The organism is Neorhizobium petrolearium, from assembly GCF_029854435.1.
GTDB lineage: Bacteria > Pseudomonadota > Alphaproteobacteria > Rhizobiales > Rhizobiaceae > Neorhizobium > Neorhizobium petrolearium.
Genome location: NZ_CP123000.1, coordinates 893677 through 908559 on the forward strand (window position 1 = coordinate 893677; position 14883 = coordinate 908559).

The window sequence follows — 14883 nt, forward strand, 5'->3', positions numbered from 1 at the left end:
CAAACTATCGGCATTGCTTGCGGCAGTGCAAATCGTTTTGGCATCCCGGCAAAACCGGATGCCGTCTCACGCCCCCGCCTTCTCCTTCAACAATCCCGAGACCATCACCAAAAACGCACCGACCGCCTTCTTCGACACGGCCTGAGGGTCTTCTGCGCTGGCGATCCAGAGTGCGGCGCTCAAGGTCGCACCATTGACGAGCCGTGCGGTCGCCTCCGCATCCACGTCGCGGATCGTACCCTCGTCCATCAGCTTCTGGATGCTGGCGGTCATGGTGCGGATGCAGGCGTTCTGGTTCGGCCAGCTGGAAGGATCGCCGAGTACCGCCGGCCCGTCGAGCAGCATGATGCGCTGTATCTCGGGTTCCAGGGCCATCTCGATATAGGCGATGTTTTCGTCGACGAAGCCTTGCCAGGCGGTTTGCGCCTTGCTGGAAATGGCGCAGAGCCGGTCGGACATTTCCGCGTCTATCTCGGCGATCACCGCCTGGAACAGGCCCTTCTTGTCGCCGAAATGATGGTAGAGCGCGCCGCGCGTCAGCCCTGCCTCGGCAGTGAAGTCGTCCATCGAGGCTTCGGCGTAACCTCGCGTCGCAAATGCGCGACGGGCGGCGGCGATCAGCTTGCCCTTCGTTTCGGCGATCATTTCCTTGCGGGGCTTATGCCCTATTTTCTGCGCCATACGGACTCCGAAAATTATTCGCATACGCAGCGTATGTTAATTGACATGCGCAACGTATGTGATTATCTAGCTCACATACGCGGCGTATGTAAGTGGTCATTCAAGATAACCCAAGGATTCCGATATGCCCAATCCCTATCGCGAAATATTCCGAAGGCCGGGGACGAAAGGTTTTGCAGCGGCCGCATTCGTGGCCCGCCTGCCGCTGCCGATGACGACGATCGGCCTTGTCGCCATGCTTTCCCAGACCCATGGCGAATACTGGATCGCCGGCGCGGTCTCGGCCACCTTCGCGCTGGCCAATGCCTTCATCGCGCCGCAGGTCTCTCGGTGGGTGGATAACAAGGGCCAGTCGGCTGTGTTGGTGCCGACGACGATCGTCGCCGTCGCCGCACTCGTGGCACTTGCCGCCGCCGCTTGGGCGCGCTGGCCGAACTGGACGCTCTTCGTCTTCGCCGTGATCGCCGGGGTCATGCCGAGCATGATGGCGCTGGTGCGCGCCCGCTGGACGGAGATCTACCGCGACCGGCCGGAGCTCCACACCGCGTTCGCCTTCGAATCGGTGATGGACGAGGTTGTTTATATCTGTGGCCCGATCTTCGGTATCGGCTTAAGCGTCTCTCTCTTCCCGGAAGCGGGCGTGCTGGCCTCCGCCGCCTTCCTGGCCGCCGGCACGGCATTGTTCGTCGCCCAGAAATCCACCGAGCCGAAGGTCGATCCGCATCGGATCAGGAATGGCGGCTCGGTCATGCGGCTTCTTCCCATGTGGTTCGTCGTGACGGTCTTTGCCGGCATGGGCGCGATCTTCGGGACGGCGGAAGTGTCGGTGGTCGCCTTCGCGCAAGCCATGGGTCACAAGGGTGCGGCAAGCTATATCCTGGCCGCCTATGCCGCCGGTTCTTTCATCGTCGGCCTTGTGATCGGTGCGATCGAGTTCAAGACGCCGCTTGCCCGCCGGTTGGTGCTTGCGAGCCTCATCGCCGCCGTCACGACGCTGCCCATGCCCTTCGTCGGCAATCTCTGGGCGCTGACGTTGGTCGTGTTTCTCGCCGGTGCGGCGATCTCGCCGACCTTCATCACCGGCATGAGCCTGATCGAGCGCATCGTGCCCGCGTCGCAGCTCACGGAGGGTATTACCTATGCCATGACCGGCGTCGGCATCGGCTTCGCCGCCGGCTCCTCGCTTGCCGGCTGGACGATCGATGCCTATGGCGCGTCGAACGGCTTCTGGGTGGCAGTCGCCGGCGGCGCGGTGGCGTTCGTAACCATGCTCGTCGGTTATGGCCGGCTGAGCAGTCCGGCAGGGCCGACGGCGGCGGGTGGCGCGGCGCTCAACCCGGCTGAGTGAGAAGATGCGTCTTATCGATCTCCCCCCTTGAGGGGGAGATGCCCGGCAGGGCAGACGGGGGTATCTCTTGGAAAGCATGCGCAGAGCTAACCATTCACCCTGATCCTCGCGAAATAGAACCGTTCCATCTCAGGCACATAACGCACCACCTGGAAGCCCGCCTTCTCCAGCAAACGTCGCGAGGCGACGTTCTCCGGCCGCGCGAATGCACTGACCTTCGGCAATCTGAGCACCTCATCGGCTTCCTTCATCGCCGCTTGCGTCAACTCGCTGCCGAAACCCTTTCCCCAGGCGTCCGGGTGGAAATAGTAGCCGAGCTCGACGCCCCAGCCGGGATCGAAGGGATCGTCGTAAAGCCCGCCCCAGCCGATGATCCGGCCGCTCTCCTTCAGTTCCGCCGTCCAGGGCGCGTAGCCATCCTTACGCCGCTGCCATTCATGCGCCGCTACCCGCCGCCGGCATTCCTTCAGCGAACCGTCCACATGGGTGAACTGCATGGCCTTCGGATCGCCGAGGAATTCGAAAAGAGCCGGGACGTCCGTCAGTCTGGGAGGCCGGAGAACGAGCCTTTCCGTGGCGATCATCGGCGTCTCGCTCATGCACGCCGCTTGATCGCCCAGGCATCCCGCCCGGCCGTCACCGTCGCCACGTCGCCGATCCTGATCCGGCCGGTGTCGCGCGGCACGGCGTTCCAGCCGAAGAGGGGCCCCGGTACGCGCCGGTCGGCCGACATGCGGATGCGGCCCATGGCTGGTATCGGGCTCGGCGCCTCGCGCGATCCGCTCGTCTGATCCTGCGTGGTCATGATGCAGCGGGCGCAGGGTTTGACGAAATCGAAGCGAATGCCGGAAATCTCGATGCCCTCCCAATTGTCTTCCGCCCAGACCTCGTCGGTGTCGAGCACGATGTTCGGCCGGAAACGTTCCATGCCGACCGAGCCTTCGCCATTTCTCTGCATATCGGCATTGAGCGCCGCGAGCGATCCGGTCGTCGTCACGAGCACCTGGTATCCGTCTGCGAAGGTCACCGGCGTGTCCGGACCGGCCCATTCGGCGCTTGCTGTGCGTTTCGCCTGATCGTCGAAGAAGACGAGCCGCACGTCGCGTCCCAGCCAGCCGGACAGCGTCTCGTTGACCGCGTCATCCGCCACCGCCGCATTGACGATCGATTTCCAGACGGCGACATCCATGCGCCGGTCTTTCGGCGGCTGGCCCGCGAAAATCTCGCCCTTGCCGTCGATCGCGAAGCGGAAGCCGCCGTCCCCGGGCGTGACTTGAAGCTGCGCCAGCGCCTGCAGTTCCCGCTGGGTGATGAAATGGCCGGAGGGGTCGGTCACCATCATCCGCCGGTCGCCGGGAATGCCTTCCGCCGCGATTTCGGCCTCATTGAGCGAAATGCCGCGGCCGCTTTTCAGGGGATAGAAATTGAGTTGGCTGACGCGCATGGAAAATAGTCCTCAGATTTCATCGATGAAGAGGTCGAGCACCTGCTTGAGGCGCGCATGCCGTTCGGCGGCAAGCGCCCGGCCGGCTGCGGTCCGGAAGCCCTCGGCGAGCCTGAAGAGCTTCACTTCGAAATGATCGATCGCGAATGCCTTGTCGTCGAGCGGCCGTTCCTTGCCGAGCGGGTCGGCGGGGTCGTAAAGGCCGGAGCCCATCCGCCCGGCAATGTAGAAGCAGCGCGCCGCACCCACCATGCCGATCGCATCCAGCCTGTCGGCATCCTGCAATATCTTCGCCTCCAGCGTCTCGGGCGGAATATTGGCCGAAAAACTGTGGGCCGCGACCGCATGCGCGACGGAGGCGATATCCTCTCCGCTCCAGCCCATCCCGGCCAGAATGCCCGCCGCCTTTTCCGCCGCCAGCCGCGAGGCCTGTGATCTGAGCGGCGAGTTCTTTTCCACCGCCACGCAATCGTGCAGCAGCACGGCCGCCGCCAGCACGCGCCCGTCGCTGCCTTCCTTGGCGTGGATGCGCATGGCGTTCTTGAAGACACGCAGGATGTGGGCGATGTCATGACTGCCGTCGTCGCCCTCAGTCGCGTGCGGGATGAGCGTTTCGGCCAGCGCCTCGAAGGGCTGGAAGGCGGCGGCGATGGATGCGCTCACGATGTGGTTCCCTGGGAATCGGCCGGAGAATCAACAGGAGCGGAGGGCGCGCTCCTGTTGACCAGAATGCGCTGGTAGAAAAGCCCGATGCCGATCAGCACTGCACCGAGGCCGATGAAGGAAAGCGCCCTGAGGATCCCTTCGAGGTTCGACATGTCGATGAGGAACACTTTCACGACTGCGATCAAGACGAGGCCGGCCGAGGCAAGCCGAAGGCTCTTGGCGTCGAGCTTCGAGCCGAGCGCCAGCAGCGCTACCCCGATCAAGAGCCACACGACCGAATAGGTATAGGTCTCGCCCTGCAGGAACCCCTTCCAGTCGGCGATATTGTCGCCCTGCCAGAAGCGGCGCACCGAAAGCGTCGCCCAAAGGAAGCCGAGCACTGCGCCGGCCACCGCCAGCATGGCGACATAGGGCATCGGCCGCCGGCCACGCGCATAGAAGGCGACGAGGCCGTAAGCCAGCGCCGGCAGCAGGTAGCCGATCAAAAGCAGGTTGAAGAAGGGCCAGCGGCCGGTATTTTCGCCGCTGAAATAGGGGTTGAGCGCGAAGAGATGCAGCGACAGCACGTTGATCGTCGCGATCACCCCGGCGATCATCGAGCCGAAGCGGAAGATGGGGCTTGGGCGTTGGAGGTCGAGCGTCATCAGGATGCCCGAGAAGCCGACGGTGACGAGCGTGTAGATCGACTGCTCGCCGAGGGTGGGCACCCGGCTGTCCAGCACGCCGCCGTTCATCGCGTGCCGCACCAGAACGGCGATCGTCATCAGCGCAGCAAGCGAGGCGAGCGCCTGCATGAGGTTGCGGACCCGGAAGTCAGGCGAATCCCTGAGAAGCCAGGCGGAGACGATCGCAAGCAGCGTCGGGATGCCGTAGCCGGGCAGCAGTGCGTTGAAGAACGGCGTGGCGCCGAGGCTGTTCGGGCCGATCAGCGTCGGCTCCCAGGCGATGCGACCGAAGACGATCAGCGTGGCGGCGGCCATCATCCAGGGCAGCGCCGGCCAGGGTTTTGCGCGCATCGCCAGCAGATAGGCAAAGCCGAGCACCGAGACGAGGATAGTCGTCACGATGCCGTTGGTCAGCGCATGCAGCGCCAGCGTGAAGCCCGCGAAGGAGCCGGCGACCAGGAGATTGGCGGGCCAGTCGACGGACGGGCCGGTCCCGTCCTCCGTCGTGTCTCCACCTTGCCGGAACAGCCATTCGGCGCCCGCCAGAAGCGCCAGCCCGAGGCCGAGCCCGTAAAGCCCATGCGTCCAGTCGCGCCCGAGGTTGCCGAAATTCAGGAAGCTGATGAAGGCAAGCGCCACCGGCACGGCCGGCATGAGGAAGGCCCAGACAATGGAAAATTCCGGTTCTGGCCTGCGGAAGCGCCTGAGGAAGGCGAAGCCCAGAAGCGTAAAGACCGCGCCGAGCAACAGATAGACGGTGATTTCGTTGGTGAAGGTCAATGCTTGCGCCGGCTGGCCGTCAGCCGGAGTGGGAAGCACCGATTGCGGCACGTAATCGTACCAGGTCAGGGCGGTGATGGTAATGCCCAGGATGGAGCCCGCCGCGGCGATTATCGCCGGCCAGACTGCATGGATGCGGCTTGCGCCGAGCGCCGCAAGCGTGGCCATGATGGCAGCAAAGCCGAAGAGCACCATTCCTGCGCCTTCCGCATGGCACAACACCATGACGAGCGCCGGCAGCATGGTCATGATCGCGATCGAAAGCATGATCTTCAGCGGTGGCCGGAGAAGAAGTGAGCGCCACCCCGTTCTGGCCGACGCGCCGGCTTCGTAGCGCGAACCGGGCCAGAAGAAGCCGGTGCCGGCGATCATCACGATCAGCGCCAGCACGGGCGGCAGGGGATCGAAGGCGTCGGAGCCGGCCACATAGGCGACTGCCCAGAGCCCGACGCCGATATTGGCGAGCATCGGCACGACCGTCCACCGGCGGAAGCGCGAGGCGGCATTCACCGCAAGCCAGGTGAGGCCAAGGAAGATGAACAGCGCATTGGCGTTCGGCTCTTCGGTCGCGACGAGGCCCGGTGTCAGGAGCGAGGCGAGCAGGCCGAGGCCGGCGAGCGCCTGCCCGTGCAGGAGCGATAGCGCGATCGTCGCGAACGAGACGAGCGCCAGCAGGACGAAGGCCGAGGCCGGGCCGATGAACTCGTAGATGCCGTAGGCCGCATAGATCGCGCCGAGCAGCGTCACCGCGCCGGCCGCCGTCAGCGCGCCTGGAATCATGGCATTGCTGAAGCGTTCGGACATCTGCGGCATGGCGCGGCGGCGGACGATTTCGCCGGCGGCAAGCAGCAGGAGCCCGAAAATGCCGGCAAGCGTAAGCCGTGCGGCCGGTCCGAGCAGTCCCGCTTCGATTGAATAGCGCACCAGGAAGATGCCGCCGAAGGCGAGTGCGACACCGCCTACCCATACGGGCCAGCGGGCGCCGAGATAGCTTTCCAGGTTTTCGCGGGTCTTCGCCTGCGCTGCCGGCTTGAGCGCCGGGCCGGGCACCACGGTTTCGTGGCCGGTGCCGACATCCTCCGCAACGGCGGCGAGCGGCGCCTCTGCTTCGGCGGCCTCGCGGGCCGCAAGCTCGACCGGTGAAGCAGGTCGGTCCTGGAGCGCGCCCGCCGCTGTCCCGGTCGAAAACGCCTCCACCGGAGAGGGCAGGGTGATCGCTTGCTGCCTGAGCGCCGCCTTGATCGCCTCCAGCTCCCTTTCGAGCGCGGCCACCCGTTTTCCGGTTCTGCTGTTGAGGCCCACCATGACGATGACCAGGATAAGGAGCAGGAGTTCGATCATCGGCATTCTCGCAAGCAGGTGGAATGATCCGGAGGTTATACAATTGCCGGACGAAGGAAGGGAAGAGCCAGCCTCCTGCTGAAAATCGCGCCACGATATTGCGCAGGAGATCGGCGAATGCATATAAATTGATCTATACTAAAATATGATGACTTTATGTGCAATTTCGGCTTGCGCGAAGGCTGAAGAAGCGCTTGGATGTGGGCTCATCCGAACAAAAGAAACCTTTGAGGGGACCCATTTTCATGATCTCGCGCAGACTGTTTTCCAAACTTTCGGCCGCTGCGGCGCTGGCGTTTGCCGCCGGCTTTTCCGCGCCTGCCGCGCCGGCGCTGGCCGAGACGCCGGTCAAGTTCACGCTTGACTGGAAATTCGAAGGCCCGGCTGCCGGTTTCCTGCTCGCTCAGGACAAGGGCTACTTCAAGGCCGAAGGGCTGGATGTCACGATCGATACCGGCAACGGCTCGGTCGAGGCGATCCCGCGCGTGGCAACCGGCGCCTACCAGATGGGCTTCGGCGACATCAACTCGCTGATCAAGTTCCTCGACGAGGATCCGTCGCAGAAGATCAAGGCGGTGATGATGATCTATGAGCGCCCGACGTTTGCCGTCGTCGGCCGCAAGTCGCTCGGGGTCACGGACGATCCGAAGTCGCTGGAGGGCAAGAAACTCGGCGCGCCGCCGCCGGACGGCGCCTTTGCCCAGTGGAAGGCCTTCAAGCAGGCCGCCAAGATCGATGACAGCAAGATCACCATCGAATCGATCGGCTTCCCGGTTCGCGAGCCGATGCTCGCCAAGGGCGATGTCGATGCCGTTTTCGGCTTCGCCTTCTCGGTGATCCTGAACCTGAAGGCGCAGGGCATCAAGGACGAGGATATCGCCACCATCCTGATGGCCGAGCACGGCCTCAACCTTTATGGCAATGCCGTTCTGGTCAATGCCGATTTTGCTGAGAAAAATCCGGATGCCGTGAAGGGTTTCCTGAAGGCGCTCGCCAAGGGCTTTGCCGATGCCGTCGCCAATCCGGAAGAGGGCGCCGCTGCCGTCCTGAAGCGCAATGAGACGCTCAACAAGGATATCGAGGTCGAGCGCCTGATCATGGCGAATTCCATGAACATCAAGACGCCCTATGTCGTGGAAAACGGTTTCGGCGGCGTCGATCCGGCGCGTCTTTCCGCTTCGATCGATACGCTCAAGGTCTCCATGGGCCTGAAGGGCAATGTAAAGGCGGAGCAGGTGTTCGACGCCAGCTATCTGCCGCCCAAGGCGGAGCGGATGCTGCCGTAGTATCCCCTCACTTGCAATTTCTAACACTTAGCTTTCAGCTAAGGTGTTGAAATCGCTTTCTCTCCCACAAGGGGAGAGATGGAGGTGCCGCGGCGCCGCAGCCCTACCTCCCCCTCGGTGGGGGAGGAAGAAAAATCAGCATCTTAGCTGAAAGCTAAGTGCTAGATTTTTCAGGTGAGGGGGTGCCCATCCCGATTGCCCAAGCAGAGAAAACCAAATGGCCCACCTCGTTTCCATTGACAATGTCGACATGCGCTATGGCGGCGCAAACGGCACGCTTGCGGTTGCCGGCCTCACGATGAAGGTCGACAAGGGAGAGTTCGCCGCCGTCGTCGGTCCGTCCGGCTGCGGCAAGTCGACCCTGATGAAGCTTGTCACCGGGCTGCACATCCCGCAGAGCGGCGTGGTGATCGTCGCGGGCAGCCAGGTGACCGAGCCTGTCTCGATCGTCGGCATGGCCTTCCAGAACCCGACCATGCTGCCCTGGCGCACCACGCTCGACAACATCCTGCTGCCGCTGGAAATCGTCGAAAAGCACCGCCACCGGCTTCGTGCTCATAAAAAGGAATATGTCGAGAAGGCAGAACATCTTCTGGAAACCGTCGGCCTCAAGGGCTTCGGTTCCAAATTTCCCTGGCAGCTTTCCGGCGGCATGCAGCAGCGTGCCAATCTCTGCCGTGCGCTGATCCACGAGCCGGAACTTCTGATGCTCGACGAGCCCTTCGGCGCGCTCGACGCCTTCACTCGCGAGGAGCTCTGGTGCGTCATCCGCGACCTGCATGCCGCGCAGGGCGTCACCATCATCCTTGTCACCCACGACCTGCGCGAGGCGACCTTCCTCGCCGACCGCATCTTCGTGATGAGCGCGCGTCCCGGCCGGGTGTTGAAGGAGCATGTCGTGCCCTTCGCCAGGCCTCGCGATCTCGACGTCATGTACGAAAAAGGCTTCAACGACATGGTGCATGAACTGCACGGCGAGATTGCCAGCGCGAGGGTGGTCGCATGAGCGCAGTATCGGACAACGCTTCCGCGCCGGCGTCTGCCAGGCCGCTCCTGGCCCGCGTCAACTGGACGAGTCTCGCGCCCTGGCTTTACACGCTCGGCCTTTTCGTCCTCTGGGAACTGCTGGTGATGGCGCTCGACATGCCGCCCACCATCCTGCCGGCGCCGACCCGCGTCTTCGAGGCGATCCTGCAATACTGGTCGCCGATCTGGAAGAACTCGCTGCAGACTCTCTATACGACCACCGTGGGCTTTGCGATCGCTGTGGTGGCGGGGCTCGGGCTCGGCCTCTTCGTCGGCTGGTCGAAGACCATCTATGCCGGGCTCTATCCGCTGATGATCGGATTCAACGCGATCCCCAAGGTGGCGCTGGTGCCGATCCTGGTCATCTGGTTCGGCATCGGCGCGGTGCCGGCGGTGCTGACGGCCTTCCTGATTTCCTTCTTCCCGATCGTCGTCAACGTCGCGACGGGACTGGCGACGATCGAGCCGGAAACCGAAGATGTCTTGCGCGCGCTCGGCGCGAAGAAGATGGACATCATGCTGAAGGTCGGCATTCCGCGCTCCATGCCTTACTTTTTCGGTTCGCTGAAGATCGCCATCACGCTCGCCTTCGTCGGTTCCGTTGTGTCCGAAACGGTCGCCTCGAATTACGGGCTCGGCTACATGATGAGCTCGGCGCAGAGCCAGTTCAACGTGCCTCTCGTCTTCGCAGGCCTCCTGGCGCTCGCGGTCGAAGGCATCGCCATGTACGCGCTGATGGCCTGGATCGAGATGCGCATGACCGGCTGGGCGCACCGTTCGTCCATGTCGCATTGAGGTGCGCATCGGGTCCGGCTCCTCGTAAAGCCGGACCCGATGCATCCTTTCCTTCAGGCCCGCGCCATCGCCGGCTCGTCCGCTCCTTGAGGAGCCGGAGGTCCGCTCTTACCGGAAATGCTGCGGGAAGCTACCTGAGGGTCTGGAATCTCTTCCCGGTATCTGGCTCGGCGGTATTTGGCGCAGAACGCAGCGAGGTCAAGATAAAAAACGAGCTTTTCGGCCTCAGGCTAACCAATTATGAAAATTCAACTTTTGGCTTCATTGCGGGGGCTTAGTGCAAGCACGAAGGATGCCCTGCCATCCGTCTCCGCGCCGCGCCCGATGCCCTTGATGGCGGCGATCAGCCGGCCGCCGCGGTTCAGCATCCGGTCGCCGATCTCGATCAGCCGGGGATTCGGTGTCGCATGCGGCGCCGCTTCACGCAGCCGTCTGGCGAGCGTGAAATCGTCCTCTTCGGGGTGGAGCGAAAGGGCGGCGATTACCGCCGCGGCCGGCGAGCGGGAAACGCCCATCCAGCAATGGATGATGATCGGTGCCGACTGGTCCCAGTTCCGCACGAAGCCGATCAGGCTTTCCACATGCGTTTCGCTCGGCGCCACCAGGTCGCCCGTTCCGGCAAAGCCGATATCGTTCATCGCAAGCTTCAGGTGGCGGTTCGGGGAAATGACGCCCGGCCGATGGAAGTCCTGCTTCTCGGCGATCAGGCTCACCATTTCCCGGGCGCGGTGCCGGACCGCCATTTGGGCGATGCTTGCAAGCGGGCAAACGACGATCCCCGTCATGAGGCTTTACTCGCTCTCTTGTCTGCCGCCCGCTCCGCCTCGATCTCGTGGAAGCGATCGAGAAAGCGCTGCTGCGCTTCGGTTGCCGGCATGGGCTCGATCGGCAGCATGTCGCGGGTAATGCCGCGCGGCTGGCCGAAGAATTTCCGCGCTTCGGCAACGGAAAAGCCGGCAAGCTCGGTCGCCTCGAAAAAGGCGGCGATCGTATCGGCCTTCTTGATCAGTGCCTTGAGTTCGCGGGAGGGATGCGGCGGCAGGCCGAAGCGCAGGTGGACGGCCGCTTCGAGCCTCTGCTCGACGGCCTTGTAGTCGCCGCCGACAACCGACTTGAACGGCGAAATCATGTCGCCGATGACATATTCCGGCGCATCGTGCAGCAGCGTCATCTGCAACGCCTCCGCCGTGCAGGGTTCATTGCAGCGGCGAAAAATCTCCTCCACCACGAGGCAGTGCTGGGCGACGGAAAAGGCATGATCGCCGCGTGTCTGGCCGTTCCAGCGGGCGACGCGGGCAAGCCCATGGGCGATGTCGGAGATTTCGACGTCGAGCGGAGAGGGGTCGAGCAGGTCGAGCCGTCGTCCCGACAGCATGCGCTGCCAGGCGCGGGCCGCACGGGCGGAAATCGAGCCAGGAGTCTTGGCTGCTGTCACGGTTCGGCCTCTTCCGCCTCGACGGGGAAGGAAAGTCCCGTCCATTCCGGCAGCGTCAGCGTCACCTGCACATCGCCGGCGATCAGCGGCAGGCCACGCGCCAGGGCATCGCCAACGCGGTCGATGCGGACGATCGCAAGCCCCTTGTTGCCGGCAACCGAGCCGAGGGTGCCGACGGTCTTGCCACCGGCGATGATCTCCGTGCCGGTGCGAGGCAGCGGCTCATCGCCTGAAACCAGCGCCACGCGTCGCCGCGCCGAGCCGCGATGCTGCATGCGGGAGACGACTTCCTGGCCGACATAGCAGCCCTTGCGGAAGGAAAGCCCGCCCGCAAGGTCAAGCAGGACGTCATGCGGAAAGGCGTCCTGCAATGCGTAATCATGGCCGGAGAGCGTGAGACCTGCTTCGACGCGGAGTGCATGATAGGCCTCTTCCGGTCCCCCGGCCTGTTTGCCCGGCACGCGGGTAAGCGCGATTCCGGCTTTCTCGAAGGCGGCGTCCTTTACGCCTCCCTTGTCCGCGTCGTCGCCCCAGAAGACCGTGACGCCTTCCGCGGCATCGGGCGCGATGTCGACCGCCGCGCGCAGCTTGTACATGGTGAGCCGCCGGACGAGTGCTTCCCGCTGGTCGGCATCGGTTTCGATCACGAAACCATCGCCATCCCGCCAGACGATGAAGTCGAAGAGGATCTTGCCTTGCGGGGTTAAAAGCGCGCCCGGCCGCGCCTCGTTTTCGGGCAGTCCATCGATATCGGTGGTGATCAGCCCCTGCAGGAAATCCTGTGCATCCTTGCCGGAAAGGCGGATCAGGCTTCGCGTTGGAAGATAGGCGGCGGACATGGCATGGGAATCCGGTTGTTCTGAAACTGAGAGTTAAGTCTTTCGCGGGGCGGGGACAAGTCGTGCCGCTGGCTGAATCAACGGAGCGAAGACGCAGATTCCGTGAGCGATCGTGGCAATCCCGATCTTGAGCCGCAGCTCAGTCGTAGATGTTGTTGGTGAGGGGGCGGCTGAAAAGAGCAACCGCTCTGCGAGCCCCCAATCTCTCAATCGCCGCCGGAGAAGAATTTCCATTTGCCGTCCGGCGTGATGCCGACGCGGAAGAAGTTGTAGTTGCCGTTCTCTTCCATGCCCGCGAGATCGCCGGCCGTGACGATACGGAGCAGGTCGACACGCTCCGGCGGGGTCAGCGTGGCAAGCGACTTGCCGGTGAAATAGGGCCAGACATAGGTCTCGTCCGGCGTGCCGGTATCAAAATGGGCAGCACTCGTCGAAAGGATGTCGAGCAGGATCGCCAGGATTTCCTGACCGTCCGGATCACCAGAGAAGCCTTTCAGCGTCTCGATCGGATCGTCGCTTTCGCCGTTCATCACCTGGGTCTGGTCGGCTCCGGTTCCGATCAGCGAGCGCAACCGCTCGATATCGCCGGAGGCGGCAGCTTCGACGATCTGCTCGCGCATCTGTTTGACCGGCGCCGGCAGGGTCGACATGTCGTGAATGATTTCGAGCGGCGTGTTGTCGTCGGGTACGGTCTTGCCGGCATCGGTATCGGGCGCGTCGGTCGATTTCTCGTCGACCTGTGCCGATCGATCGATTGCCGGGCCTGGCTGGGGCAGCGTCGTACCCTCGAAGGCTTCGAGGTTTTCCACCTTTTGGGAGCGCTGGGGCTCTCGAGGAGATTCGACACCCGGTGAGAGTTCGGAAAAGGCAAAGGTGTGACTGCCGGCCGCCGTGCCGCCAACGGCAAACAGCACCGCCATGGAAAGGCGAATGAGGATTTGGGGCATGGTCGTTTCCGCTGCGCCGCGCATGGGAAACCTCGATTGTTTACTGGACCGTGCGCTCGGGGGAGAACTCGCCTGCAAGCATGCGGGTCCGAAGCGATTCAAGCATGGCTTCGGCACCGGTCTCGCCATGGATTCGGATGGTTTCCCGCATGGCAAGCACCAGGGCTGCGTCGGCGATGATCTCCGTTTCGATACCGTCAGCCCGGCCGTCGGCCCAGGCTTCACTCTGATATTCCAAGGCAGCCTGCATCTTCTCATGCACAATCATGTCGTCGATGTCATTGCGGCCTGCTTGCATTCTCTCGTCCTCGGTGCCCGTTTGATTACTAGCCCGTTAAAAACTTTATCAGCCTTTTATCAAAACGACACGGCCTCCTGTGAAAAGAGGTAAATAATCCTCTAATTTCCGAAGCGCGCGGCAATTTCTGTGGCAAGTGTTGCGCCTTCGTTACGGTATCGCTCCTCCGCGATCCTTGCCGCGTCCGTGCACGAAGTGTGGACGGCAGCAAAGGAACGATAGCCACGGTTAAAGGCGGCGGTCAGTTTCTCGCGACGCTTGGGTTCGTTCGCCGTATCGGCATCCAGAAGTTGCTGCATGGCGGCGCGCCAGTCGGAGCCCGGTGCGCCGCAGAGCGCCCTGAGGTATTGGATCGATCCCAGAACCTCTGCAAGGCGGGTGAGTTGCGCTTCATAAGGCGCCGGTTTTTCCTCCGCCGGTGGTTGTGGGGGAGGAAGAGTTGACTGCGGTTTCGCTGCCGGCTGCTTGGTTGTCTGGGCGGCGAGAGGTGCCGTTACCAGAACCGGCAACAGGAGAGTGAGGGCAAATCGCAAACTGTGCTTCATGAACGAGTCCCGGCGTATCGGCATCTCTTACCGGGCATTCAGCTCCGCCGCCAGCCTTTCAGCGCATTCGAGCACGCTTGGCGGCACCGGAAGCAGGCGGATTTCTTCGACCGTATACCAGCCAGGATCGGCGGCATCATCGCCGGCTATCGCTTCGGTGTCGGCATCCGCCTCGACGCGAAAGACCGAGAGGAAGAAATGTCTGCCGTCGTCTTTGCCGCCCCTGATGTCGTAGGTCGCGAACAGAATGGGATTGCGGGCCGCAATGCCGGTCTCCTCGAAGAATTCCCTGAGTGCCGTCTGGTCCGGCGTCTCGCCGGGCTCGGCGCGCCCGCCCGGAAAGGCGAAGAGATCTGCCGATGGCGGATTGATCCGCCGGATCAAGAGGAACCGGCCTTCCCGTTCGAGAATGGCGGAGGATGCAGGTTGCGGAGGGATGCTATCGTCTCTCATCGGTCGCGAAGCTTTGCTTCATGCCGCATTCAGTGTCGGAATGTTGCTGACATCCACCTCGCGCTCCGCATGCCAGGCATCATAAGCAGCCTGCATGCGCAGCCAGATGGCCGCGCCGTCGCCGAACATCTTGCCGAGCCGGGCGGCGACGTTCGGCGAAACAGGTTTACGCTCCCGCAGAATATCGTAGAGTTGCTGGCGCGAGATGCCCAGCAGTTCGGCAATCTCCACCTTCGTCTTTCCCGTTGCCGGGATAATCTCTCCGAGCAGCGCGCCGGGATGGGACGGGCAGCGCTGAATGGGCCTTTTCGCTTCATACTCAGCCATGGTTATT

General features: G+C 63.1%; 17 protein-coding genes. 4 read left to right on the forward strand and 13 right to left on the reverse strand.

The features are described 5' to 3' along the window. Positions 1-66: 66 nt before the first annotated feature. Positions 67-681: a TetR/AcrR family transcriptional regulator gene (locus QEO92_RS04640; protein WP_227702321.1), complete on the reverse strand. Its 615-nt coding sequence runs from the start codon at positions 679-681 to the stop codon at positions 67-69. A gap of 124 nt (positions 682-805) precedes the next feature. Between QEO92_RS04640 and QEO92_RS04645 the strand changes: the two genes are divergently transcribed. Further along, positions 806-2029: an MFS transporter gene (locus QEO92_RS04645; RefSeq protein ID WP_227702322.1), complete on the forward strand. Its 1224-nt coding sequence runs from the start codon at positions 806-808 to the stop codon at positions 2027-2029. An 86-nt stretch (positions 2030-2115) separates the two neighbouring features. Here QEO92_RS04645 and QEO92_RS04650 read toward each other — a convergent pair whose 3' ends face one another. From QEO92_RS04650 to QEO92_RS04665, 4 genes are read right to left on the reverse strand one after another with little or no spacing between them, the layout of a single operon-like run. Next, positions 2116-2628 carry a GNAT family N-acetyltransferase gene (locus tag QEO92_RS04650; RefSeq protein ID WP_227702323.1) on the reverse strand — a complete coding sequence of 171 codons (513 nt, stop codon included), beginning with the start codon at positions 2626-2628 and terminating at the stop codon, positions 2116-2118. After that, a complete protein-coding gene (locus QEO92_RS04655; RefSeq protein WP_227702324.1) occupies positions 2625-3473 on the reverse strand; it encodes an MOSC domain-containing protein in 849 nt (282 codons plus the stop codon). The genes QEO92_RS04650 and QEO92_RS04655 overlap by 4 nt, the downstream gene beginning before the upstream one ends. Before the next feature lie 12 nt (positions 3474-3485). Continuing rightward, positions 3486-4136: an HD domain-containing protein gene (locus tag QEO92_RS04660; protein WP_227702325.1), complete on the reverse strand. Its 651-nt coding sequence runs from the start codon at positions 4134-4136 to the stop codon at positions 3486-3488. Next, positions 4133-6925, reverse strand: a complete 2793-nt coding sequence (locus tag QEO92_RS04665; RefSeq protein ID WP_227702326.1) for a DUF2339 domain-containing protein — start codon at positions 6923-6925, stop codon at positions 4133-4135. The genes QEO92_RS04660 and QEO92_RS04665 overlap by 4 nt, the downstream gene beginning before the upstream one ends. Positions 6926-7170: 245 nt before the next feature. Between QEO92_RS04665 and QEO92_RS04670 the strand changes: the two genes are divergently transcribed. From QEO92_RS04670 to QEO92_RS04680, 3 genes are all read left to right on the forward strand, one after another. Further along, positions 7171-8211, forward strand: a complete 1041-nt coding sequence (locus tag QEO92_RS04670) for an ABC transporter substrate-binding protein (protein ID WP_227702327.1) — start codon at positions 7171-7173, stop codon at positions 8209-8211. Positions 8212-8428: 217 nt separating this feature from the next. Continuing rightward, positions 8429-9217, forward strand: coding sequence for an ABC transporter ATP-binding protein (locus QEO92_RS04675; RefSeq protein ID WP_227702328.1), 789 nt, complete (start codon positions 8429-8431; stop codon positions 9215-9217). Further along, positions 9214-10032: an ABC transporter permease gene (locus QEO92_RS04680; protein ID WP_227702329.1), complete on the forward strand. Its 819-nt coding sequence runs from the start codon at positions 9214-9216 to the stop codon at positions 10030-10032. Before QEO92_RS04675 ends, QEO92_RS04680 begins: the two co-directional genes overlap by 4 nt. A gap of 248 nt (positions 10033-10280) precedes the next feature. On the opposite strand, the gene QEO92_RS04685 is transcribed toward QEO92_RS04680, so the two are convergent. The 8 genes from QEO92_RS04685 to QEO92_RS04720 form a co-directional block, all read right to left on the reverse strand. Continuing rightward, on the reverse strand, positions 10281-10817 hold the full coding sequence (locus tag QEO92_RS04685) for a tyrosine phosphatase family protein (RefSeq protein ID WP_227702330.1): 537 nt from the start codon (positions 10815-10817) through the stop codon (positions 10281-10283). Continuing rightward, positions 10814-11407, reverse strand: a complete 594-nt coding sequence (locus QEO92_RS04690) for a YfbR-like 5'-deoxynucleotidase (RefSeq protein WP_227705089.1) — start codon at positions 11405-11407, stop codon at positions 10814-10816. Before QEO92_RS04690 ends, QEO92_RS04685 begins: the two co-directional genes overlap by 4 nt. Before the next feature lie 56 nt (positions 11408-11463). Continuing rightward, a complete protein-coding gene (gene ygfZ, locus QEO92_RS04695; protein ID WP_227702331.1) occupies positions 11464-12306 on the reverse strand; it encodes a CAF17-like 4Fe-4S cluster assembly/insertion protein YgfZ in 843 nt (280 codons plus the stop codon). Between the two features lie 206 nt (positions 12307-12512). Beyond that, a complete protein-coding gene (locus QEO92_RS04700) occupies positions 12513-13253 on the reverse strand; it encodes a hypothetical protein (protein ID WP_227702332.1) in 741 nt (246 codons plus the stop codon). 40 nt (positions 13254-13293) lie between these two features. Then, on the reverse strand, positions 13294-13551 hold the full coding sequence (locus tag QEO92_RS04705; protein WP_037150430.1) for a hypothetical protein: 258 nt from the start codon (positions 13549-13551) through the stop codon (positions 13294-13296). Positions 13552-13652: 101 nt separating this feature from the next. Further along, positions 13653-14096: a TIGR02301 family protein gene (locus tag QEO92_RS04710; RefSeq protein WP_227702333.1), complete on the reverse strand. Its 444-nt coding sequence runs from the start codon at positions 14094-14096 to the stop codon at positions 13653-13655. A gap of 27 nt (positions 14097-14123) precedes the next feature. Next, on the reverse strand, positions 14124-14549 hold the full coding sequence (locus QEO92_RS04715; RefSeq protein WP_227702334.1) for an NUDIX hydrolase: 426 nt from the start codon (positions 14547-14549) through the stop codon (positions 14124-14126). A gap of 18 nt (positions 14550-14567) precedes the next feature. Next, complete coding sequence (locus QEO92_RS04720) at positions 14568-14876, reverse strand: HigA family addiction module antitoxin (protein WP_037150436.1); 309 nt, start codon at positions 14874-14876, stop codon at positions 14568-14570. Positions 14877-14883: the final 7 nt, after the last annotated feature.